Origin of the sequence: Alicyclobacillus sp. SO9, from assembly GCF_016406125.1 — a bacterium.
In the GTDB taxonomy this organism is placed as follows: domain Bacteria; phylum Bacillota; class Bacilli; order Alicyclobacillales; family Alicyclobacillaceae; genus SO9.
Genome location: NZ_CP066339.1, coordinates 1,537,545 through 1,561,203, shown reverse-complemented (window position 1 = coordinate 1,561,203; position 23,659 = coordinate 1,537,545). Strand labels below are relative to the sequence as shown.

The window sequence follows — 23,659 nt, the reverse complement described above, 5'->3', positions numbered from 1 at the left end:
GGCGTCACGTCGTCCGCCGCAGTTGCGTCGTCACTGCCACTTTTGTACACTCAGACTGTTACCGTGACGAACAGGTGGCCAAGGAGAGCAAAAGCCGTGAAAGAAACCAACAGGTCTCAATTTAAACGCCCTCGGGCGGCAACATACATGCCACGTGAGGAGACCAAACCACTGGGTCCCATTAGGGTAAACTCGGCTCCAACACATCAGAGTTACGATGTCATTATCATCGGCGGCGGACCTGCAGGGCTGATGGCTGCTATCTCCTCCCGTCAATCCGGTGCCCGCACACTCCTCGTGGAGAAAGGGAACCGCTTGGGGCGTAAACTGGGGATTTCCGGAGGGGGACGTTGCAATGTGACCAACGCCAAACCTCTGCCAGAACTAATGGAGAATATCCCCGGAAACCGCCGCTTTCTCTACTCTGCTCTTACGCGCTTTGGAAACCAGGACATTATCCGGTTTGTAGAGCATTTAGGCATTCACGTAAAAGAGGAAGACCGGGGACGGGTGTTCCCTGTGACGGATAAAGCCTCGACAGTCGTGGAAGCGTTCATCTCTGAGGTCTATCGTCTTGGAGTAGAGGTCATACAAAACGCCCCCGTACGCAAACTCCTGGTCTCGGACCAGACGGTTAAAGGAGTCGAGCTGCGGGATGGAACTTCCGTTTATGCTCAATCCGTCGTGATAGCAGCTGGGGGAACGAGTGTTCCAAAGACCGGCAGTACAGGAGACGCCTACCCGTGGGCCAGGTCTGCCGGACACTCGATTGTTACGCCGTATCCGACGGAAGTACCTCTGACCAGCAATCAACGGTTTATCAGAAATCGCAGACTTCAAGGCCTGTCATTGCGAGATATCCATGTCTCGGTTTATACAGAACGAAAGAATAAGAAACTCACCACAGAACAAGGAGACCTGCTGTTCACACATTTTGGTCTCAGCGGCCCAGCCGCGCTGCGCTGCAGCCACTATGTGTCGACTGCTCTGCGGAAGAACCCAGAAGAAAAGCTGTATGTTCTCATCGATTGTTTGCCACAGTTTCAAAGGGCAGAATGGCAACAGACACTGCAACAGGAAAAGACGCAATTTCCCAAGCGCCAGCTGCAGACAGTGCTGAGTTCATATCTGCCTGAGAGAATTGTCATTGTCTTGCTCACGCAAATTGACATTGGCGGCGACCAGCAAATGGCAAACCTCAGCAATCAAAACATCATGATGCTTGCTGATGGATGCAAAGCATTTCGCGTGAGTATTTCCGGCACGTTGCCGTTGGCACAAGCCACTGTCACTGGCGGCGGCGTGTCTGTCAAAGAGATTGATCCGAAGACAATGGCATCAAAACTCTGCACAGGACTGTATTTTGCGGGAGAAGTTATGGACGTCCACGCACATACGGGCGGATATAATATCACTGTGGCCTTCTCTACAGGACACCTTGCAGGCAGCAGCGCGGCACAACATGCCAACTCCCTGCTTGGACAAACCTTTGACTGACCCTAGGTAGACTGCGTGGAACGGAATTTGCGCAGGAGAAACAGAAGAAAGATATATCCGAAAATAATCATGGCAGTCGATGCCAAAGCCAATCCAAACATGAGATTATGGTTCAGCATTGCTCCCCCGCCGTAAGAACCAAGTGCGCTCCCCGCATTGTTTCCAAAGACCCGCGTGCCAAACATCTGCGAGAATTCAGATTCGTGGCTTAAATCCAAGAAAGCCGCGTCTACGATTGGCCCGGGCATGGTCAAAAACACCGTTCTGAACAAGTAACCGCCTGCAAAAAGCCATGGACCTCCGGCAAAGACCATGCTGACTGTGAAGACGACAGCCAGTAAGAAGCTCAAAAGCAGGGTTCTTCCGTGGCGAAAACGCCTCAGCATACTGCTGACAAGGAACGCCCCCACCGACACCATCAGCGTAGATGCCGCCTGAATCATGGACGTCACGTGATTATCCAAAAGAAAGTGATTGTGAAGCAACAAAGTGATGAACGGGTTCAGCACCCCCATGGATGCACCAATCAGGACAGCGTACACGCTCATGAGAGCAACGTGCTTTGACGGCAACCGCAACAGTCTGTCTGATTTTGCGTCCGGCGCCTTCAGCCAGAAGCGTATGAGCGGAGATACCGCTGTGATTCCAGCCCCCACCCACACAGCACCTCGGAATCCTATAGTTCCGCTCAAGAACCCGGAGAGAAGCACTCCCATGCTGATAAGCAACATATACAGAGATACAAACTTGCTCAAGACTCCAGCTTTTTCATGCCCCTTCGTCAATGAACTCAAGACGACATTCTCCGTGCTCATTAACATCCCCACAGCGATGCCGCTGACAACGGCCGTTAAAACCCACGGCCAGAAACTGTGAAAAAAGGCCAGCAAAGCGAATGCCACTGCCATCAAAAACGTCGCCAACTTGAACATCCGCGACGCGCCAACCTTATCTGCCATAGGTCCCAAGAACAACGCCGCTCCGCCTGCAAAGAATGAGTTTACTGAGAACAAAAGACCGACTAAACCGTCGTTTAGACCCGCAGACTTGTATAAGAAGGGCTGGGCATAATTCACCACGCCAATACCAAGACTGAGAAAAATTTCACTTGAAAAATACAGCACAAGTGACCTTTTCATTGCTCGCCCTCCCCGTTATGCCAAGTATTGCAGGCAATTGATAATTTACAGAGCTATAGTATAGCCGATGTTCTCATTCTTTTGTACAATGTAAATACGTTCATATCGCGGCGGTGAACCTGCAGGCTTTACACCGCTGTGCAAAAGCCGCACAAGATTGATAGCGATGGTGTACAAAGAGCGAGTTGAGGAAAGGGTGCAAAGAGGCACCGCATAGCAGAGAGGAGCATGTTGAGATGAGTGTAGTACAGATAACAGACAAAGGCGTATTTCAAGCTGGCGAATTGGTGTTTGGCGGAAGTCAAGTCCCGGAGATGCTGCAAGCAGCCCTGGACAAAGTGGCTGACGCATTTCGACGGTATCAGCACGATCCGGAATTTAATGATGAACTGAACTACTACTTACGGCAATATGTGGGAAGGGAAAACCCGCTGTACTATGCGCAAAACCTCAGTGAAAAACTGGGAGGAGCCAAGATATATTTAAAGCGTGAGGACTTGAACCACACGGGAGCTCATAAAATCAACAACACACTTGGCCAGGTACTCCTTGCAAAGAGAATGGGAGCGAAACGCGTCATTGCGGAAACAGGTGCAGGTCAACACGGTGTAGCGACTGCGACTGTCTGCGCCATGTTTAACTTGCCCTGCACCATTTACATGGGTGAGGTGGATACAAAGCGACAAGCATTGAACGTATTTCGAATGGAACTGCTAGGCGCAAAAGTGGTTGCTGCAACGAGCGGGAACAGAACATTAAAAGAAGCCGTAGATGAAGCTTTAATGGACTTCGCCCAGAATTCTGAAGACACTTTCTATTTGCTGGGATCCGCTGTAGGTCCACACCCTTACCCCTTGATGGTTCGTCACTTTCAATCCGTCATTGGCCGTGAAGCCAAAGCCCAGATTCTCGAACAAGAAGGAAGGCTTCCAGACTATGTTACAGCCTGCGTCGGAGGAGGCTCCAATGCAATTGGTCTGTTTTATCCATTTGTCGACGACTTGTCTGTGAAAATTGTAGGCGTGGAGCCCGGCGGACAAGGCATTGAGACGGGACATCATGCAGCTCCATTGACTGCAGGACATCCTGGAGCCATTCACGGTTTTGCGTGTTACGTGATGGAGAACAGCGAAAATTGCCATTCAATTGCGGCCGGACTTGATTATCCAGGCGTCGGACCAGAGCATTCGTACTATAAAGCCATCGGTCGAGCTGAATACTTGGCCGTAGACGATAAAGAAGCGCTACACGCATTCCTTGAGCTGTCTCGAGTTGAAGGAATCATCCCTGCGTTGGAGTCTAGTCACGCGGTAGCATATGCGATGAAACTTGCTCCCACACTGCAACGCACTCAAATCATTATTGTTAATTTAAGCGGCCGCGGTGACAAAGATGTTGCCCAGGTTGCTGAAATGCTTGAAGACAACCCCGAATAAACCAGTTACAGAACAAACGGCGTTTCACAGCAAGAAGACCCGGGAATCTGCCCGGGTCTTCTTCGTTGGCGCTCATGCATCTGTCCGAAAACAGTTACCCCTTGTGAGGTATCCGCGTGTACTTCCCGCGATTGGGCGTACCATACTGATGGTTGTGCAGCTCTTCTTTCGATTCACCACGTGCCATACTTCTGCTCGCAAAAGCATTGATGACAGGGCCGGAAGCCTCATCGCCGCGACCGATTGACTTACGTCTGCTCGATGACATCAGTCTTGCACCTCCAGGTCTTGGCGCCAACAGACATATCCTGTGCGAATCTTGTGCGGGCTATGCACGCACAAGGCATTTTTCTGGAATGACAGTTTCACTGGATGACGAACACCGGAAAACTTGTATAATGAACATGAAAAGTACGTCAAATACCTGACGAACGAAAATGGGAACCGAACGAAAATGGAAACCGGAGTGAAATGATGAAACCTTATCCCTTACTATTCAATCCTGTTTTTAAACAAAGAGTCTGGGGCGGCACCCGTTTAAAAGACTGGTTCAGGGAATGTAGTGATACGGACCAGATTGGTGAGGCGTGGATCCTGTCTGATCACCAAGAAGGGAAATCCACTGTGTCCAATGGACCTTATACGGGTAAGACGCTGTCTGAAGTCATTGAGCAGGAACCAGACTGGTTTGGGCCTGACATGAAGGAATTCCCGCTCCTCTTTAAAGTCATTGACGCTGCGAAAGACTTATCCGTTCAGGTGCATCCTGACGATGTCTACGCCTATGAACACGCCGGTGAACGCGGCAAAACAGAGTGTTGGTGGGTACTCGACGCCGCTCAAGACGCCAAAATTGTATATGGTCATCACGCACAGACCAGACAAGATTTTGAGCAGGCAGAGCAAGCCGATAAATGGGACGATGTGCTCAAGTACTCAGCGGTTTCCCCAGGTGATTTTCGCTTTGTGCCGGCTGGCAAAGTGCATGCACTTGGAGCGGGAACGATGGTGCTTGAAGTCCAACAGAGTTCTGACACCACGTACCGTGTATATGACTACAAGAGGCCGGGAACCGACGGCAAACTGCGGCCGTTGCACTTGGAAGATGCCCTAAACGTGATTCCGTTTCCGGACACTGACGACAGTTTGGTGTCTCACGTCAGTTCGGGGACGTCGCTAGCATCTTGCCCATATTTCGAAGTGGAAAAATGGGAAATTGACGGGAAAGAAGAAGTTCTGGCAAATCAAGTACTGGTCATCGCTCCTACAGACAACAGCGCTACTCTCTCATTTGACTCTGAGTCTTTGACCCTTGAAAAGGGACATGCCGTCCTGCTTCCCAAAGGTGTTACAGTGACTCTAGCCGGACGCTTTACTGGTATCGTTACCAAAGTCCCTGATAGTGAAAGCAAGTAAGGTATCGGAACCGGGGCTCACTGAGTCCCTGGTCCGTCCATCATTGCCGCCTAGTCTGCATCACTGGCAACTGAATTCCCCGTCTCATGCTAATACCCCACATGCAAATACCGCATTTGCGAGCGTGTAACCAAGTTGCCCTTCCCCATCCAAATTCATTTGTACGAATGTAACCGGCCTCCTGGTCAACACTAAAGCAGAGGCTCAGCACACATGGTTAGCGTTTCAGAGGAGACTCTAGTCGTATGCAGAAAGGGTGAAGCAGTTCATGACAAAGCAACAAGCTGTGGCTTACGCACTGCTTGCACTTCATCACTTAGGATTCGGTACTACAGCACTTGTACAAATGGACAGAGAAATGGATTTAATGATGAATCATCTCAATGAAGCAGAAGCAGAACGTGAAGCAGCCCGTCTGTTACTGCTGGATTCTGACACATAGGAGCAAGGAACTGTGTTGATTATAATTCATTTGGTGTACTGTCTGGTGCATGTGCCGGGTACTCTTCACCCCACGCACACATCTGTTTAAGAATCCCCTCCAAACTCCGTCCGAGAATCGTCAGCGAGTATTCCACTTTCGGCGGAATCTCCTTGTAGATTTCACGGTGAATTAATCCGTCTGATTCTAGCTCACGCAGTTGATTGGTCAACATTCTCTGTGTAATACCCGGCATTAACTTCTTTAATTCTCCAAAACGTTTCGTCCCGTCAATCAGATGAAACAAAATCACCGTTTTCCATTTACCTCCAATTATATCGACCAATACTTCAATCCCGCAAATTGTCCTCCTGTTCACCATATCCAGCCTCACCTCATTAGTACCCTTCTTGACACTATGTCACAAAAAACTGCGTACTTACGTGAATGTCTAGTATCTATCATACTTGACGAAGAACGAAAAGACGATTTCCAGCACGACTAGTGGAGGGATACAAATGGCTTATTTCATGTTGGTTTTGGCGGCAGCACTTTGGGGAGGGAACTACGTTGTCGGCCGCGTGCTGGTCAGCCACGTCGTGCCAGGGTTTATCCTGGAAGCACGCTGGGTCATTGCATCGTTGCTCCTCATTGCCCTCTATCACAAAAGGGCATTGAACGAGTTCAGGTTTTTACGCCAATCACTGGGACGCACAATCTTTTTAGCACTCTTAGGTCCAGTGCTGTTTCCGACATTCCTGTATATTGGAGAGCAGTATACCACGGCTGTGAATGCGTCAATGTTTCTAGCTACATCTCCTGCCATCGTATTGATTATCAATGCCCTGGTTTTTAAAGAACGAATTACACTTTTCAATGTCTTCGGCGTTCTATCGAGTACAATTGGGGTGTTCTTTGTCCTGTCGCAAGGTCACATTTCAAATATACTCGGGTTACACATTGGAGTCGGAGATTTGTGGGCGCTTGGGTCCGCCGTTGCTTGGGGTATCTACAGTTCCTTCCTGCGAACGAAACACAAGCAGATGTCTGTCCCGGGGTTCACCACTTTCACCTCCGTTCTTGGCTCTCTGATGCTGATCCCGTTTGCTGCAATCGATATTGGGTCGCATACTGTGCATTGGCATTCGTACATGTCTCTCGCTGTGACACTAGGGATACTGTTTCTTGCATTAGGCCCTTCCGTTGCATCCTATACGCTATGGAACAAAGGCGTGAGTCTGATTGGAGCAACGCGATCACAAATATTCACACACCTTGTACCGTTTTTCGGCATCGTCTTCAGCGTTGCTTTCTTACAGACACCTCTGTACATATACGACTTCATTGGTGCAGCCTTTATCATCTCAGGAATTGTATTGTCCTCTAGAAAGGCGAAAACCATTCAAACGAGCGCTGCGACTTCATTAGTTCGCCGCAGTGATGCTTCCATCGGTTGTATAGAAGCGGAAAAGTCAGATTGCTAAAAGGATCACCTCGGGAAAATCCTCGGTTTGATTGCCTTGAGGTTTGAGGCCCCGTTTTATCATCCGACTGAATAATAACAGGCTGCGGAGACCCACAGCCTGTTATCACTATTTTTCATTATTCATACTTGTGTCAACTACCTTGTCTACATTAATACCCTGTCTTTCTAGCTCTTCCCCCTGTTTATACATCTGCATTTTGCTAACATGTGTCGTCAATTCACTGTTGTTTGCTGCTAAAGTCCGGTACCAACCAGTAAACTAAAATTCCCGCGAGTGTAGCCAAGGCGATTCCATTGTTTGGAAGGCCAATGCCGATAATGAAAATCACAGCTACGACGATGAGATTCTTCATGTTACCGAGATCGACCTTTTCTTCAACGAGATGACGGATGCCCATAGCGGCAATCATGCCAAACAGCAGTATGCTGATTCCTCCCATCACCGGCACAGGGATGGAGTGAATCAGAGCGCCGACTTTTCCAAATAAACCTAATATGATTGCAATGACGGCTCCGCCTTGAATGATACGGCTGGAGTACTGTTTCGTAATGGCTAGAACACCAAGGTTTTCTGCATAGGTTGTCTGTGCAGGACCTCCCAAAAGGGATGACACAAAAGTCGCGATTCCGTTTCCAATTAGAATGGGTGAAAAACCAGGGTCCTTTGTAACATCTCTGCCGATAATCTCATTGAGCACAAACATATGGCCCAAATCTTCTACCATCGTCACCAAGGCAATTGGAGCCATGCTCAGTATTGCGGCCCAGGCAAAGTGGGGCATCGTAAAGTGCGGCAATGCAATCACAGGAGCTTTTTCGACCACACCAAAATGTACCAGCCCTCGTATCCACGCGTACACATAACCCACAAAAATACCAATTAAGAGTGGGATGAGACGCATTTGCTTAAATCCCACCAATGATGACAGTATGGCTGCTCCAAGACTGACAATCGCTACATCCCACTGTTTTGCAGCCATCTGGGTTACCGCAGTATTGGCCAACGCGAGTCCAATAATAGATACTACTGGTCCCACAACTACCGGAGGAATTGCTTTTCGGATCTTGGCAAAACCAATGGAAGCGACCAGTAAGGACAAAATTGCATAGACAACTGCCACACTGATGAGCCCTGCTGCCGCTTCGGCAGGTGAATGATGTTTCGTAACAAATAAGGTAAGTGGTGCGATGAATGCAAATGAAGAGCCCAGGTAGGTTGGTACTTTACCGCGTGTAATGAGGTGAAAAATCAAGGTGCCGACGCCGCTTGCAATTAAGGCGCTGCCCGGATCGAGGCCGGTCAGGAACGGAACAAGTACAGTGGAGCCAAACATGGCAAACACGTGCTGTACAGAAAGCGGAAACTTCCGTATTGCGCTGTTCAAACAGATATCCTCCCCTTTGAAAATTCACAAATCTATCAGAGGATATCATGAAGTTCATAGAAAAGAAAGATAGAATTCGATACCATTCGACAACACGGACTGCATACTTCAGAACATTTAATCTTCCAGCGGACCAAACTCCAGTTCTTCGAGTTCTTCAATCTCACCATCATCCCATTCCACCACCAACTGTCGCAGCAGGCAAGCGGGATTGGTGTGAATGTCCACTACCGTACCGACTCGTTGTAATTCTGGGTGGTTTACCTGACTACCAACGTGTATACGCATTGATGACACCTCCCTGTGCAGACCTGTACAGAAAATCACGCCTATGTCGTACAAAGCCAAATTATTGATAATGCTGACGAACCCGCAGAGCATCCGGTACACTACTATATATGATACTATATCTTATAATTGTCGATGTTGTTAAGGTACAGAGGAGAGAATATGTATAGGTCGTTCGTCTTGGTTGGAGTTGTCGCCGTCTCCTTTTCTGCCATTCTCATCAAAATGTCAACTGCTCCCGCTCCTATTATCGGTATGTATCGATTATTGTTTACAAGCGTTCTGCTCATCCCAGTCACACTTAAGAATGCCCATGAAATTACGGGGCTCAGCCGTCGGCAGCTAGGCCTGATACTGACGTCCGGCGTCTTTCTAGGTCTTCATTTTTTACTGTGGATTGAGTCGCTCAAGCTGACCAGCGTGGCCAGTTCGATGATTGTCTTAAGCATTCAGCCTGTGCTCGTCAGTCTTGGTGCGTATCTTTTTTTCACAGAACGCACAAATACAGTTGCAGTGATTGCAATGACGACGGCTGTATTGGGCAGTATTGTGATAGCAGTAGGAGACTCAAGCTCTGCCGGAGGTTCCCTGTTCGGTGATGTTCTGTCCTTGGGCGGAACCGCAGCCATTTCAGGCTATATGTTAACTGGACAACAATTACGTAAGACCATCTCGTCAAGTGTCTACAGTTTTCTTGTTTTTGTAACAGCTGCTGTGGTTTTATTTCTCTTCAACGTGGTGACGAGACAGCCCCTTATTGGGTACTCGAGCCATGAGTGGATGTTGTTTGTTCTGCTTGCCGTCATACCGACCTTATTTGGGCACACGCTCTTCAATTGGTTGCTTAAATATGTTTCTGCGACGACTGTCGCTATGTCCATATTGGAAGAACCAATTGGGGCCATTACTCTGGCAGCTATAGTACTCCATGAACAGATCCATCTGTTTCAAATACTAGGAGGGACTGTTACACTGACAGGTGTAGGTCTGTTTCTTCTTCAAACTCGGTCTAAGCGGGCCAAAGAGAACCCCGCAACAGACTGAAGCCCGCGCCGCTTTTAAAGACACTCTACTCAAAGATATCTCAAATGAACAAATCTGTAACACAAACGTGAAGTGTCACGTCTGTATATGTGGAACTTATACATATGATGAAGTATGGTGCTGGAAACTAAATGGATACTGGAGACTTAGAGCTTGGGGGAGGGTGAACCTTGCGAAACAAAAAAAGAAGTCAAAAACAATATAAAAATCAAGTTCGTTACGCAAAAATCCAGCCTCATGCTCGGAAGAAACCGAATAAGAGTACGCGCAGATTGGCTGTGGCCACTATGACTCTGGCTGTGCTCGGCGGAGGTACGACAGCCGCATGGATGATTCATAAAGTAAGTCGATACAATCTCTACAATACAACCGCGACGAGCGGGAACAGCGTAACACCCGGTCAAAGTCAGGCGAACCAAGCAGGTGGCTCGACCCGTTCTGGACAACCGCCAGCGAAAGCGAAGGGCCAAACCTCAGGAAGCGGAGGCAAGCAAACAGCACAGGGAACAGGTGGACAAAAAGTAGGAACCCAGAGCGGAAAAACGGGATCTCCGAGCAGCATACCACCAGGAACTGTGACTGACAAAATTTCAGGCGGTACCACCATCAAACCGAAGGACGGCGACAAACCTAAACCTCACGACAACCCGCTGCCGAACAAGCAGGAAATTCTGCAAAAAATGATGAAAGACCCGTTGCCAAGTGAGGCACTCCTTCGTGTTCCGGCTATGTCGCAGTTGCCGCAACTTGAAAACGGCTGTGAAGTAACCAGTCTGTCAATGCTGCTCACTTTTGAAAAACACCCGGTCAGTAAAATGACCTTGGCTAAGGAAGAACCGCAAGACAAGACACCCCTTGTCAGAAAGAACAAAAAGTTTATATCCTGGGGAAATCCAAACGTCGGTTTTGTCGGAAGTGTATCAGGAAAGAACAACCTTGGATACAGCATCTATCATGGACCGCTGACAAAACTGGTCAACGAAATACTGCCTGACCGAGGACTTGATTTGACGGGAATGCCCTTTACAGATTTAGAAGCCGTGGTGGCAGGAGGCACGCCTGTTGAGGTCTGGGATACCATTAATTTTCAGCCGACAAACTCGTGGGTTACGTGGAAAAGCCCCGAAGGAACGGTCAAGGCCACCTGGTTTGAACATGCAGTCCTCCTCGTTGGCTATAACAAGAAGTACGTATGGATAAACAACCCACATAACGGAAAAGCTGCTCAAAAGGTACCCATTGGTCCATTCATGAAAGCGTGGCACCAGCTTGGCGAACAGGCGATTACAGTGGCGCCGGAAAAGTTCAAGAACTAACCACTCAAAGAAGAGACGATAGTCACATCAGTGGAGTGCCCCATCCTCTTTTTTAATGTCTCGTTCGTGATTGACTGCTGCCATAATCGCAAACCTAAGACCCCGTACTGCAGTTTCCAGAGACATACTCGGTTGCCCTCTGTGCTTGACTGACTGCTGTGGCACGAACGGAATATGTACGAATCCACCCCGTGTTGCGACGGGGCTTTGACTTGCCAGGATGTGCATCAACCCATAAAACAAGTGGTTGCAGACAAATGTTCCAGCTGTCTGGGACACAGACGCTGGTATGTTTTCAGCTAACAATTGATTCACAACAGCTTTTATCGGAAGCGTTGAAAAGTACGCGTCCGGTCCCCCTTCAACAATAGGAATATCAATAGGCTGCTGACCTTCATTATCTGGAATCCGCGCATCATCCATATTGATTGCAACACGTTCAACAGTGATGTCAGAGCGTCCTCCAGCTTGCCCAACGCAAATAATGAGACAAGGCTGTACGTCGTCGATATACTGTTTCAAGCGGGAGATTGACGTATGAAAAACGGTAGGAATCTTGAATGATCTAACTGTATGTCCCTGTAATTCCATACCGTCAAGTTGACGTACTGCTTCCCAGGACGGATTGATGGACTCCCCTCCAAAAGCGTCAAAACCTGTCAACAGAACTCGTTTCATTTCTCCCCCACCTTCTTGACTCATTCTCTCGAAATCCGACCCCATCACTCATGTGCCTTACTATCCTCTCACACACCCTAAAACCCCGCTCAAACCCGCTCGAATCCCTGCGGAACCGTAAACAGGTCGACCGGTTTAACCAAAAGGGAGGCAATATGCCTCCCTCCTTTACGCGTTCGCACTTCCCAACACACCATTTGTCGCTGTCATGCCTATTATGACACATGCCCAAAACAGTTTGTAGGCTGTTACAATGTCCACAGAGGTAAATCGAATCCGCTTCGCATCGATAAGTTCTACATCTGGAATCGTTGTTGTCATCAACGCCTGATTGGTACCCTTGAACTCTACCTCAAAGGTAACGGGTCCAGTCAGCTTGAGAGGCTTCATACGACCTCTCTCACGAGTCGCTTCCGCCGCTCTTTGGCGGATCAACTTCTGTGCTTTAACTGGAGCAATCAGCTCTGCCGCAAAACGGTCCAGTCCCTTTTTTACTGCTGCGGTAAAGATACCTGGCAAGGACGCTTCAACTTCCTGTGTATAAGCTTCGTCTCCAGTCGCCAACAAGGCAGGAACGTCATAGTATCCTGCAACTCTTGTATTCAGTTCTGTCTCCCCGACAACCACATCATTGACTTTGACTTCATTCACTGCTATCCCGGCAAGCGAGTGATTAATGACAGTTTTTGTAGAGCCTCCTTCGCGCCCATGATGACCGACGAAAAAGATGCCGTCATAGCTGTCATCCAACCCTTCTAACTGGCACATCACACGATTGTTTCCAGATATCAGGCGAGCACGTTCATCCAACTCCTCAATTAGAATGTTGGACATATTCCCGTGCCCGTCAGCAACGACAACTTCCGTTGCACCTCCATCAAAAGCACCGGCAATTGCAGCATTCACGTCTGCTGTCATTAAGCTGCGAAAACGGTTATATTCCGAATCTTTTTTTAATTGCATGTTGGTAGCGACACCAGATATGCCTTCCATATCAGCTGAGATAAAAATTTTCATGTCATCACCCGTTTCAGATTTTACTTAATGCTCGCAGAACGCAAATCAGGAAACTCCCAGTTAGGATGTACTACATAGCCCTGCAACTTATTGCTGATAGCAAAAACATTAGTATAGAAGTAGATTGGGATCATCGGCATTTGCTGAATTAGAATCTTCTCAGCCTGATGCATCTCTTTAAAACGCTGTGTCTTATTTGTAGTGGATTCCGCTTCTTGAACGAGTTTCGTATACTGTTGGTTCTTCCATCCAGTATAGTTGCTTCCGAAGTTCGCCTTGAACAAGTCTAACGTTGCCGACGGGTCTGCATAGACATCGATCCAGCCCATACGGCCAAACTGATAGTTCCCGTTTTTCAGTTTATTTAAATAGACTTTCCACTCTTCATTGCGAAGATTCACTTTAACGCCAAGGTTTTTGGACCACATTTGTTGCAATGCTTCAGCAATTTTCTTGTTTGATCCGCTGGTATTGTAATCAAATGTGACCGGCGGAAGTTTCTTGAGACCTTCCTGCTGCAAACCTTTAGCAAGAAGTTTCTTGGCCTCTGCAACATTCTCCTTAAAGAGATTTCCTCCATTTTTTCTAAACTGGCCGTTGTTCCCTGGAATCCCTGGTGGAACAGCCCCATATGCGGGAATCTGCCCACCTTGCAATACATCCTTTGTCATGGATGTCCGGTTGATTGACAGGCCAAACGCCTTTCGAATGTTGACATTATTAAACGGCGCTTTCTTTGTGTTAATTTCAAGGAAGTACGTCCCAGTGAATGGATAGACTTTGGCTTTTTTGTCCTTGATGAGTTTTGGTACGACATCAAGGGGAAGAGATGTGTCCATCGTTAACTGACCGCTGCGGTACATTTGATACTGGGTGTTGTTATCATTGACAATAACAGCATCTATTTTGCTCAAATGTACAGTACTTTTGTTCCAGTAATCATTGTTTTTCTCCAACACCAGTTTCTGTTGATGCTGCCACGACGCAAGTTTAAACGGTCCGTCACTGACATAAGTACTGGCTTGGGTATACCAGTTCGGGTTCTTTTGAGCTACCTTTTGGTCAACCGGGAAATATGGCCAAAAAGTGGTTAAGCTTAGAAAGAAAGGAGTCGGATTGGCTAATGTGATTTTAAGAGTATGGGCGTCTACAGCTTGTATACCCACATTTTTAACGCTGCCTTTACCTGTATTGTAGGCCTTTGCTCCTTTTATATAGTAGAGATAGCTTGCAAACTGAGCCCCTGTTTTGGGATTCAGCACATGCTTTAAAGCATACGCGAAGTCTCCTGCTGTCACCGCATCCCCATTAGACCACTTTGCATTTCTCAGATGAAATGTGTAGACCTTACCACCGTCGCTAACCTTCCATGACTTTGCAATTCCAGGCTGCGGTTTGTTGTTCTTGCCTGCGTAAGTCAAGCCCTCCATGACTTGGTCCATAACCCACCCTGAAGTTGTATCAACCGCCTTGGCTGGATTCAAAGTAGGCGGTTCTGTCATCAGGTCCATCTTGACGACTTGACTGCTGCTTCCAGCACTCTGACTGCCATTCGAAGTCCCTTTGTGTGACGCAGTGCCACAGGCAGTAGTGAGCATGGCCAGTGCACTGACTGCCCCTCCAACAGAGATTAGTTTTTTCGTATTCACATTGATACCCCCTTAAGTAAGCTCGAATTTTAATCTTCGACAAGAAAACAAGCGACCTGGTGAGTGTCACCTCCCTTCAGTACAGGTTCTTCGTTCTTACACCTCGCTACAGCAAAGGGGCACCGCGTATGAAATCGGCATCCCTGTGGTATGGCGGCCGGACTAGGAATGTCTCCTGTGAGTTGAATTCGAGCGGTCGATTCACCAATGCTCGGGATGGCAGATAGTAATGCCTTCGTGTACGGATGCTGCGGATTTTGATAGACTTCCTTGCTGTCGCCGTGTTCGACAATTTTGCCAAGGTACATGACCCCAATGCGATCGCTGATAAACTGTACCATCGTCAAATCGTGCGAAATGAAGAGGTAAGTCAATCCAAAATCTGATTGCAGAGACTTTAAAAGCGACATCACTTGCGCTTGAATTGAAACATCAAGGGCTGAAATGGGTTCATCCGCAATCACAAGTTCCGGGTTGACTGCAAGAGCCCGCGCAATGCCAATTCTCTGACGCTGCCCACCGGAAAATTCATGAGGAAACCTCGACAGGTCATCACGTTTCAATCCAACTCTCTCAACGAGCTCCACTACACGGTTGCGGCGTTCAGTTCCGTCTGCCAAACCATGAATTTGCATACCTTCAGCAATGATGTCTTCAACTTTCATTCTGGGGTCGAGAGACGCATACGGGTCCTGAAACACCATTTGGACCTGGCGACGGTATTTCTTAGACGCATCTCTGGACATCTTGTGAATATTTTGCTGCCGATAGTAAATCTCGCCGCCTGTAGGCGAATTCAGTCCCAGTATCAGCCTGCCAGTGGTAGACTTGCCGCAGCCAGATTCGCCCACCAGACCAAAGGTCTTGCCCTCCGGAATCTCAATATCGATACCATCCACAGCACGCACAACCTGCTTTCGCTTCGCAAAGTGTTTCTTTATGTTCCGTAATTGTAGGAGTGCCATGGTTGTCCTCCCTTCGCTTGTGGATGTAACAGCCAACAATTCACATTGTGTGAATGCGTTTCAAAACTTGGCGGTGCGTGTTCTTTGCAGACCTGCATGGCATATGGACACCTTGCCGTAAATGCACACCCTGGTGGCGGGTTCAGTAAATCTGGAGGGCTTCCTGGTATGGGAGTCAGATTGGATTGCCCGCTTTTTGGCCTCGAATTGACAAGCCCTCGTGTATAGGGATGAACCGGATTTAACAAGACTTGTTCCACAGGTCCTTCCTCAACAATCTGTCCTGCATACATGACAGCTACCCGTTCAGCAATCTGACTGATGACCGCCAAGTCATGTGTGATAAAAAGCAAACTCATATTCAATTCCTGCTGCAAATTCTTCAAGAGTTCCAAGATTTGCGCCTGAACCGTAACGTCCAGAGCTGTTGTCGGCTCATCCGCAATGACCAGTTTCGGCTCACATGCGATGGCAATCGCGATGACCACCCTTTGCCGCATACCCCCGCTAAACTCGTGAGGGTAACTGTTTGCTCGCTGCTTCGGGTCAGGAATACCTACCAGTTCCAACAGATTTACAGCCTGAGTCAGTGCTTTTCTAGGTGGGATTTTCTTATGAAGGACCAACGATTCCGCGATTTGACGGCCAATTTTCATCGTGGGATTCAGAGCAGTCAGTGGGTCTTGGAAAATCATACTGATATCGCGACCGCGAATCCTTTGCATTTGCTTCTCAGATATTTCTGCAATATTTGTACCGTTCCAAGTCAGCGACCCTTCAATTTTGGCTGTTTTGGGGAGCAAACGCATGATGCTTTGAACAGTGACGCTCTTCCCTGAACCGGACTCACCTACAATTCCTACTGCTTCACCTGGTTTCACAGTAAGATTTACACCGCGCACGGCTTGGACTCGTCCAATACTCGTCCTGAAGTCCACCCTGACATCCTTTAACTCAAGCACTGCCTTCTCCTCACTTTCGCAATTTCGGATCCAACGCCTCAGCCAATCCGTCACCAAGCACGTTGAATGCAAACATTGTTAGGGATATTAAGCCCGCAGGGAAAAACAGGCGCCATACATAACCGTCGATAATTGAAACTAAGCCGTTGTTCGTCATCGTCCCCCAACTAGCCAAGGGCGCCGGAACACCGAGACCAAGGAAACTTAAGACCGCTTCACCAAAAATGGCTGTGGGAACCGTCAGCGTCATGTTGACCAGAATCGGGCCAATCATGTTGGGGACTAAATGTCTGCGCAAAATGTGTCCCACGGATCCGCCGGTAGCACGGGCTGCAAAGACAAAGTCCATTTCCTTCAATTGCAGAACTTGGCCTCGAACAAGCCTTGCCATGTTCACCCATCCCGTAGCGGTCATTGCCGCAATAATTGTAAACAAACCAGGTCCCATGACAACCATCAGCAAAATCACCATGAGCAAATACGGGAGCCCATACAGAATTTCCACAATTCGCATCATGATGTCGTCTGTCTTTCCGCCTAGGAAGCCAGACAGACCGCCATACACAACACCAATAACAAGATCGATGAGCGCTGCCATAAATCCGATAAACAGTGAGATTCGAGCACCGTACCAGGAACGAGTGAACACGTCCCTGCCCAGGTCATCAGTCCCGAACCAATGAATTCCGGAAGGAGGCAGGTTTTTCTGGGATAGAATTTGCGTGCTGTACGAATATTTTGTTAAAAAGGGGCCGAAGATGGCCATTAAGATGAGCAGCACAATGACAATTAGACCAACGACAGCTAGTTTGTTTCTTACGAATCTCTGCCGTGCATCTTGCCAGTAGCTCAAACTCGGGCGTTCTTCTTCAATTGGCACGTCCTCCGCCGCTAAAGGCTGAAACAACTCCGGAGACAATTGGCCCATGACTAACTCCTCCTCCCCGTCAATTGAATTCTTGGATCTACGTAGGCATAAGCAGTATCGACTAGAAACAATATGAAAATCAGAACAGCGCTAAAGAAGATGGTTGTCCCTAAAATCAGAGGATAATCCCGATTGTCAATCGCCGTCACATACAACTGTCCCATGCCAGGAATACCGAAAATCTTTTCAATGACAAAACTCCCCGTCAAAATATAGGCTGCAAGCGGTCCCAACATTGTCAAGACAGGCAAAATCGCATTGCGAATTGTGTGCTTCAAAATGGTATAGGAGAAGTTGAGCCCCTTTGCCCGCGCTGTTCGCACATAATCCTGTTGTAAAACTTCGAGCATACTCGTCCGCATAAGCCGAGCAAAATACGCCATTGGGGTAACAGCCAGAGCTAATATCGGCATAATTTCTTGTTGGGGTGTGCCCCATCCAGCGCTCGGCAATATGCCCCAGACAACCCCGAGGTAGTTAATCAGAAGGGTTGCCAGAACAAAGTTTGGAATTGAAATGCCCAGTATTGCCAGGATCATTGCGGAGTAGTCTTGCCAGCCGTTCTGTTTCACTGCGCCAATCACCCCAAATAGAACACCCAACACAAAGGCAATACTAATGGCCCAGAGTCCAATTTGCGCAGATACAGGAAACCCTTGACCAATAATTTGATTGACACTCCGGTTCTGGTACTCAATAGATGGCCCTAATTGTCCGTGCATTAAAGATTTTAGATAGTCTAGATACTGCACTATGAGCGGCCGATCCAAGTGGTAGTAGTGGAGCATGTTCTGATAGATAGCCGGTGTCATACTCTGTTCGTTTGAAATTGGATTCCCAGGTATGGCATGCATAAGAAAAAACGTCAATGTAACAATGATGAGCAGCGTGAAAAGCATCCAGATAAACCGTTTCAAAACATATACCACCACTACCTTTACCCCCTTGTCGATTATTTGATTTTTTAGATAATTTCATTTGGAGTTGAATGGGATGGGTGTACCCCTGACGGCTTTGGAACGACGATATCAGTAAGAAATATAGTGTTTTATTCCGAATTTAGAACTATTTTTATGAATTCTATACTAAATCAGAAATTAGTCAAGGGTTATTTTATCAATTTTGAATGATAACGCTTGCTTAACTACGCTACAATAGAAGTAACGTTGACATTGGAGGTAAGCTGAATAACTATGACTTGGAGCCCAGATCAAATCGATGAATTGGATTTAAAAATTATTTCGCATCTTCAGGAAGATGGACGGAGGTCGTTTCGAGAAATTGCTGACGACGTAGGTGTGGCAGAGCGAACAGTGCGCCTGAGGGTGGCACAACTGCGTGAACATAATGTTCTTCAAATCGTTGGGGTCGTGAATCCAATCAAGGCTGGTCTGCAATTTGTTACAATAATACAATTGTCCATTCTAGGCCCCCAACTGGAGGCTTGCATACAAGCTCTTCAGAAAGCACCGCAGATACGCTTTATCACACTTACTTCAGGAGAATACCAACTGTTGATTCAGGTAGTTACGAAATCTCACAGGCATTTTCTCGAGGTGGAGTCAAATATCCTGCGCCAAATTGACGGCATACGAAAAATGAATGTCATTGTCGAAATGGATGTACTCAAGAATGAATTTAGACTTGTTCGAGATAACCAACTCATATAACAACGGCCGACAGTTTTCCTTAAAGAAGCGTTTTAAAGAATAGCGTTTTTCAGAAGAAGAAGCAGTTATTTAGGCAAGGTAGAGAAGCTAAACGCATGCTTTTAGCATTTTATGGTTCCTGCTTTCGTGAGACTGTTTCTTCTTTCCTTGCCACTCCACCTTGAAATCCCCAATCTACTTATGACTGGCATCCTGGGGCACACTCAAAGATCTCGGTCTCCCGCTTGAGAAGTGTGTCCCGATAGGGGCTCATGAAATTCCGAAGTGTGGTGTCAGTAGGACCCCTAAAATAGTCTGTTTTGACTTGGGCGCGAATTTCTGAAATGAATTTTGCATTAAAAATTACTCAATGCGATTAATTACGCGATGAATGTGATTGATGTACCCGACTCATTAAGATATAAGTGAATGTCTGATCATCCCTGTTCCGGAAAGGGATGGTGGCGTTCAGTAGAATCGTATAAAAGTCTATTGTGATAGGAATATTCAATCCCATTTAAAACTTGCAACGGAAACAAGACTTAGGCCAATGATCCAGGCAATAAGCACATAAGGCTCCCACGAATATAAGTGGACAAAGGTTGAATGAGTGGCAGACTTGATAAACCAATCCGATGCTGGGCGAGTCGGTGAGAACCATGAGATGATCTGCAACCATCGAGGAGATAGCTTCATGGGGTAGAACAATCCGCTGACACCGATAAACACAAAGAATAGTGGCATCATCAAGCTCATAGAAGTTTTAACTCGGTTCAGAAAGGAAGACAAAGTTACTGCTACTAGAGCAGACGAAACAAGAACTCCTATCCATGAGACGATTGTCAACCCCATACTCATTGGCCACGGTACATTAAACATCCAATGTGCAACAATGTAAGACAAAATCGCTGATAGGAGCGCAGTTGCTGCAGAACCTCCAAAAAACCCCACAATAATTGCACTGGTCGACATCGGAGTAGCTCTGAATCGTTTCAATAAATGACGTTCCTTATGGCTAACGATAATGCCTGACAAAGAAACAACTGCACTAGCCAATACGGCAAGAAAAACCATCCCTGCAGTCAGAAATATACGGGCACTGGCGCTATCATGAGCAAAGCTTACAGATCCCACAACTACCATCGCAGGTGCATAGACTACATCAAATATGAAAGCAATCGGGCTAGTGAGGTTCTCCCTGAAACAATACATAGCCCAGTTCCACGTACCTTCTATCCAAAACTTAAGTGAGTTAAGAGGCTTAATATCTAGTCGTTCCAATTCAGAAATCACTAAGGTCATCCTCCATTCTAGAATAGCCATTTCATCTTCTAAACATTTCAATATAAACATCTTCGAGAGAGGGTTTTTTTATCTGTAAGTCATTCAACTGCCAATTTTCCGAAATACTCCAAGACCCAAGTGATGCAACGACAACGTCTGCTTTGTCCGTCGTAATCTCATACTTATCTGGGGGGATGACTTGACAATTAAAAATTGAGCTGTCTGGAACTCCGAACTCAGTTGTCAAACGAGCAACAATTTCAGATCTATCAAGACTTTTGCTTGCTCTAAATTGTATCAAGGATGTATTATTTTTTTGAGAAATATTACTCGGCGTTGTGTCTTCTATAATTTCCCCTTTATTTAAAAATAGGATTCTGTCACATAGTAACTCTGCCTCATCCATCATATGCGTTGCCATGATGATCGTACGATTGTTACTTTTTAACCGAGTAAGGGTATCCCATATTGAACGTCGTGCTGCTGGATCTAAACCAGTGGTTGGCTCATCAAGTAAAACCAAGCGCGGGTTGTTGATAAGTGCAAGTGCAAGCACCAAACGTTGTTTCTGACCACCTGAAAGCTTACCAATACGTTTGTTTTTTTGGTCTAGTAAATCGGTAGTACTTAACAAGTCGTCTTCATTCATAGATTCCGGATAAAAGTGACGGAACAAGCGTACAAATCGAACAACGGTTTCGTCATCAGGTAGAGACGTGACCTGCAGCTGTATACCGGTCCACAGATGAATAGAACGCCTGTGTTTCCATGGATTCAGGCCAAACACAGAAATAGTCCCAGATGTTGGTTTTCTCAAACCTATTATTGACTCAATAATGCTTGTTTTTCCCGCGCCGTTTGGACCAAGCAGACCAATTATTTGTCCTGGAATGATATCAAAGTTGACATTTTGGACTGCATGAATCTGTTTGTATTTTATATTCATATTTTCAATAGAAACGATAGGCCGATGCTCCATTACAGAATCCCTCATTTTCCTAGATTTAACGTGTCTTACGGAACCAAAAGATTACACCAGCTACTAGTACGATTAACGACGGAATGTACCACCAAAAATTCATGTTATCTCCTCCTACCTACTATTACGTTTTGTCTTGATCATATTCTTAAGAACATCCCAATATGAAAAATCACAAAGTGCTAACTATGAGGAAGACCATACAATAGTTCCTGGCTTTTTATTATTTAGTTCATTCATCCACGTATGGATGTTGGAAACAATTCGTTCAATTGAAGCCGTGATGTCTTGTTCGAAAATGTCACTCCAGAAAATCGTTTTAAGTTCATCGACCGCTGTACTCTGTTGTAACCCCGTAAATACGGATTTCATCACTTCAAATTCCTCTGAAGAAACAGCCTCTCTTTGAATGTCACTAACAACTGTATCCAATTTTTCAATCAAACTTGCGTCTCCGCTGTAAATGATATTGATAGAATGCTCTCCTCTATGAATTCGTGGAAAGCAAACTGTAACGTAGGATCCTAATTCTTTCAATTTTTGTAGTCTAGTATTCCAAATTCCAGTAACTACACCGACAGTTAAGATATCATTTGCCGTAATCTTCGGTATCCCCACGCCCCAAGCTTTGATAATGAGCGATCCTAGTTCTTTGCGGGTGTAATGTAAATCCACTGGTTCGTAAACACATGGATTATCAACAAGGATTTCTACAGGAACTTCATTTGGTGAAACGGTTAAGATTTCTATAAAATCGTCATAGTATGTATCAGATGCTACAATTGAAAATTTTATATTTCTAATGTTATTGACAAATAATCGGAATTCAGGGAATTGTATTTTACTGCTTAAATCATCAATTGGTCGCCCCAAAGAGTTTCGACTCCACAGGGATTGTACTGATGTATGGGTAAGAGTCTTCCTTATATCGGTTGCATCAAATGTAAGTTCTTGTGTAATTTGCTGCCTAGCGGTTAGGAATTCTGATTCTTCAACACCGTTACCAATCTCCAAAAATGTCGAAAGAGCGTCGCTGAGTACAATTCGTCTATTGTGACTGTTGGAAGCAAATATCGTTATGGAAAGTATCAACATATCATGTGTTGTGTAGCCAGTGACAGTTGCATCATTTTTGACTATCGCCTGTACCCGTTTCACAAGAATATGCTCTAAAGTGTGGGCACTACCAATAGCATAGTCATCCCGACTTCCTACGCGCAGTGCGAATTTAACTGTATTTTCACGATTGCTCATACGGAATAATCGACCGATTCTACCGTTAAATGCTATTTCTCGGCTCATTTGACTCTCTCCCCGTTTTGTTACCGCCAACGGCCACGACGTGAACAACTGATTCGTCAATCCCATCAATCTGTAACTGTCTTTCCACCTCTACATCTGAATATCCTCCGTGAGGAAGAACACCCAAATTCATATCACATGCTGCAAGTGCTATATTTTGGGCGATAGCTCCCGCTTCCAACAAGATAAATCGGTAAGAACGTTCTCCATATTTGAAGAATGATCTCTGAAAAACTGCTGTTGTTACAATAAGCAAACTTGCGCCTTTCGGTTCGGTCCCTGGAACGAATAAGGATGCCCAATCAAATTTTGAATCAAGGTATTCAACACCGTGTTGAAGAGAACGATAATGATAGATACCCGCCTTCAAAGAACTATGCCGTGAAATAACATAAAGTTCGCAGGGATAAAGGGCTCCTCCTGATGGAGCAGTTCGGTAGAATCTATCATCACCGGTCAATCCGTTCCCGGCCCAGAGCAACTGTGAAAGTTGTTCAACAGTCACATCACCGACAGTATCCATGAGACGCGAACGACGTTCACGAAGAGCCATTCCTAACGGAATTGATATGGGACGAACATCGGGAAGCGGTATAAACTCCCGATCTGGATACGATTTTTCACTCGTTTGCATCGTTTTTAACATGTCTCTATGACTTAATAGTTCTCGGGATGACACCATATTCGGCGAAATCATACGCCGAGACAGCTTTGAATTCACATGAAACAACATATCCATGCGTTCTTCATTATCAATTTCAGATGCAAGATGATTTGTAAACAAAAGTGACCAAAATCCATCCATTAAAATTCCTCCT

Annotated in this window: 24 protein-coding genes; 8 read left to right on the top strand and 16 right to left on the bottom strand. The window is 46.5% G+C overall.

The window, feature by feature from the left end; genetic code table 11:
- Positions 1 to 96 precede the first annotated feature (96 nt).
- Positions 97 to 1,497, top strand: a complete 1,401-nt coding sequence (locus GI364_RS07015; RefSeq protein WP_255524606.1) for a BaiN/RdsA family NAD(P)/FAD-dependent oxidoreductase — start codon at positions 97 to 99, stop codon at positions 1,495 to 1,497.
- Positions 1,498 to 1,499: 2 nt separating this feature from the next.
- Here GI364_RS07015 and GI364_RS07010 read toward each other — a convergent pair whose 3' ends face one another.
- Positions 1,500 to 2,636, bottom strand: a complete 1,137-nt coding sequence (locus GI364_RS07010; protein ID WP_198852924.1) for an MFS transporter — start codon at positions 2,634 to 2,636, stop codon at positions 1,500 to 1,502.
- A 236-nt stretch (positions 2,637 to 2,872) separates the two neighbouring features.
- Here GI364_RS07010 and trpB point away from each other — a divergent pair, with 236 nt between their 5' ends.
- Positions 2,873 to 4,072 carry a tryptophan synthase subunit beta gene (gene trpB / locus GI364_RS07005; protein WP_198852923.1) on the top strand — a complete coding sequence of 400 codons (1,200 nt, stop codon included), beginning with the start codon at positions 2,873 to 2,875 and terminating at the stop codon, positions 4,070 to 4,072.
- A gap of 94 nt (positions 4,073 to 4,166) precedes the next feature.
- On the opposite strand, the gene GI364_RS07000 is transcribed toward trpB, so the two are convergent.
- Entirely contained in the window at positions 4,167 to 4,340 is a 174-nt protein-coding gene (locus GI364_RS07000) for a hypothetical protein (RefSeq protein ID WP_198854206.1), read from the bottom strand.
- Positions 4,341 to 4,543: 203 nt separating this feature from the next.
- On the opposite strand from GI364_RS07000, the gene GI364_RS06995 reads away from it, so the two are divergent.
- Positions 4,544 to 5,488: a type I phosphomannose isomerase catalytic subunit gene (locus tag GI364_RS06995; protein ID WP_198852922.1), complete on the top strand. Its 945-nt coding sequence runs from the start codon at positions 4,544 to 4,546 to the stop codon at positions 5,486 to 5,488.
- Positions 5,489 to 5,756: 268 nt separating this feature from the next.
- On the top strand, positions 5,757 to 5,930 hold the full coding sequence (locus GI364_RS06990; RefSeq protein WP_198852921.1) for a hypothetical protein: 174 nt from the start codon (positions 5,757 to 5,759) through the stop codon (positions 5,928 to 5,930).
- A 19-nt stretch (positions 5,931 to 5,949) separates the two neighbouring features.
- Here the strand turns inward: GI364_RS06990 and GI364_RS06985 are convergent, their stop codons facing one another.
- Entirely contained in the window at positions 5,950 to 6,291 is a 342-nt protein-coding gene (locus tag GI364_RS06985) for a winged helix-turn-helix transcriptional regulator (RefSeq protein ID WP_198852920.1), read from the bottom strand.
- A gap of 136 nt (positions 6,292 to 6,427) precedes the next feature.
- Between GI364_RS06985 and GI364_RS06980 the strand changes: the two genes are divergently transcribed.
- Positions 6,428 to 7,393: a DMT family transporter gene (locus GI364_RS06980; RefSeq protein ID WP_198852919.1), complete on the top strand. Its 966-nt coding sequence runs from the start codon at positions 6,428 to 6,430 to the stop codon at positions 7,391 to 7,393.
- A gap of 220 nt (positions 7,394 to 7,613) precedes the next feature.
- Here the strand turns inward: GI364_RS06980 and GI364_RS06975 are convergent, their stop codons facing one another.
- Together GI364_RS06975 and GI364_RS06970 are read right to left on the bottom strand one after the other, a co-directional pair.
- Positions 7,614 to 8,780: a solute carrier family 23 protein gene (locus tag GI364_RS06975; RefSeq protein ID WP_198852918.1), complete on the bottom strand. Its 1,167-nt coding sequence runs from the start codon at positions 8,778 to 8,780 to the stop codon at positions 7,614 to 7,616.
- A gap of 117 nt (positions 8,781 to 8,897) precedes the next feature.
- Complete coding sequence (locus tag GI364_RS06970; protein ID WP_198852917.1) at positions 8,898 to 9,068, bottom strand: hypothetical protein; 171 nt, start codon at positions 9,066 to 9,068, stop codon at positions 8,898 to 8,900.
- Positions 9,069 to 9,230: 162 nt separating this feature from the next.
- On the opposite strand from GI364_RS06970, the gene GI364_RS06965 reads away from it, so the two are divergent.
- Entirely contained in the window at positions 9,231 to 10,112 is an 882-nt protein-coding gene (locus GI364_RS06965; protein WP_198852916.1) for a DMT family transporter, read from the top strand.
- A gap of 170 nt (positions 10,113 to 10,282) precedes the next feature.
- Positions 10,283 to 11,428, top strand: coding sequence for a C39 family peptidase (locus GI364_RS06960; RefSeq protein WP_198852915.1), 1,146 nt, complete (start codon positions 10,283 to 10,285; stop codon positions 11,426 to 11,428).
- A gap of 27 nt (positions 11,429 to 11,455) precedes the next feature.
- Here GI364_RS06960 and pcp read toward each other — a convergent pair whose 3' ends face one another.
- The 7 genes from pcp to GI364_RS06925 all read right to left on the bottom strand — a co-directional run bounded on the left by pcp (position 11,456) and on the right by GI364_RS06925 (position 18,559).
- Positions 11,456 to 12,106, bottom strand: coding sequence for a pyroglutamyl-peptidase I (pcp, locus tag GI364_RS06955; RefSeq protein ID WP_198852914.1), 651 nt, complete (start codon positions 12,104 to 12,106; stop codon positions 11,456 to 11,458).
- A gap of 168 nt (positions 12,107 to 12,274) precedes the next feature.
- Complete coding sequence (locus GI364_RS06950; protein WP_198852913.1) at positions 12,275 to 13,123, bottom strand: M55 family metallopeptidase; 849 nt, start codon at positions 13,121 to 13,123, stop codon at positions 12,275 to 12,277.
- 20 nt (positions 13,124 to 13,143) lie between these two features.
- Positions 13,144 to 14,772: a peptide ABC transporter substrate-binding protein gene (locus tag GI364_RS06945; RefSeq protein ID WP_198852912.1), complete on the bottom strand. Its 1,629-nt coding sequence runs from the start codon at positions 14,770 to 14,772 to the stop codon at positions 13,144 to 13,146.
- A gap of 29 nt (positions 14,773 to 14,801) precedes the next feature.
- A complete protein-coding gene (locus GI364_RS06940; protein ID WP_198852911.1) occupies positions 14,802 to 15,737 on the bottom strand; it encodes an ABC transporter ATP-binding protein in 936 nt (311 codons plus the stop codon).
- Positions 15,710 to 16,699, bottom strand: coding sequence for an ABC transporter ATP-binding protein (locus GI364_RS06935; protein WP_233096045.1), 990 nt, complete (start codon positions 16,697 to 16,699; stop codon positions 15,710 to 15,712). Before GI364_RS06935 ends, GI364_RS06940 begins: the two co-directional genes overlap by 28 nt.
- Positions 16,700 to 16,709: 10 nt before the next feature.
- Entirely contained in the window at positions 16,710 to 17,627 is a 918-nt protein-coding gene (locus tag GI364_RS06930; protein ID WP_198852910.1) for an ABC transporter permease, read from the bottom strand.
- 2 nt (positions 17,628 to 17,629) lie between these two features.
- Positions 17,630 to 18,559 carry an ABC transporter permease gene (locus GI364_RS06925; RefSeq protein WP_198852909.1) on the bottom strand — a complete coding sequence of 310 codons (930 nt, stop codon included), beginning with the start codon at positions 18,557 to 18,559 and terminating at the stop codon, positions 17,630 to 17,632.
- 261 nt (positions 18,560 to 18,820) lie between these two features.
- On the opposite strand from GI364_RS06925, the gene GI364_RS06920 reads away from it, so the two are divergent.
- A complete protein-coding gene (locus GI364_RS06920) occupies positions 18,821 to 19,297 on the top strand; it encodes an Lrp/AsnC family transcriptional regulator (RefSeq protein WP_198852908.1) in 477 nt (158 codons plus the stop codon).
- A gap of 486 nt (positions 19,298 to 19,783) precedes the next feature.
- Here the strand turns inward: GI364_RS06920 and GI364_RS06915 are convergent, their stop codons facing one another.
- The 4 genes from GI364_RS06915 to GI364_RS06900 all read right to left on the bottom strand — a co-directional run bounded on the left by GI364_RS06915 (position 19,784) and on the right by GI364_RS06900 (position 23,646).
- Positions 19,784 to 20,569: an ABC transporter permease gene (locus GI364_RS06915; protein WP_198852907.1), complete on the bottom strand. Its 786-nt coding sequence runs from the start codon at positions 20,567 to 20,569 to the stop codon at positions 19,784 to 19,786.
- A gap of 31 nt (positions 20,570 to 20,600) precedes the next feature.
- Complete coding sequence (locus tag GI364_RS06910; RefSeq protein WP_198852906.1) at positions 20,601 to 21,539, bottom strand: ABC transporter ATP-binding protein; 939 nt, start codon at positions 21,537 to 21,539, stop codon at positions 20,601 to 20,603.
- 186 nt (positions 21,540 to 21,725) lie between these two features.
- Entirely contained in the window at positions 21,726 to 22,841 is a 1,116-nt protein-coding gene (locus GI364_RS06905) for a peptidase M16 family protein (protein ID WP_198852905.1), read from the bottom strand.
- Positions 22,819 to 23,646, bottom strand: a complete 828-nt coding sequence (locus tag GI364_RS06900; protein ID WP_198852904.1) for a SagB/ThcOx family dehydrogenase — start codon at positions 23,644 to 23,646, stop codon at positions 22,819 to 22,821. The genes GI364_RS06905 and GI364_RS06900 overlap by 23 nt, the downstream gene beginning before the upstream one ends.
- Positions 23,647 to 23,659 lie beyond the last annotated feature (13 nt).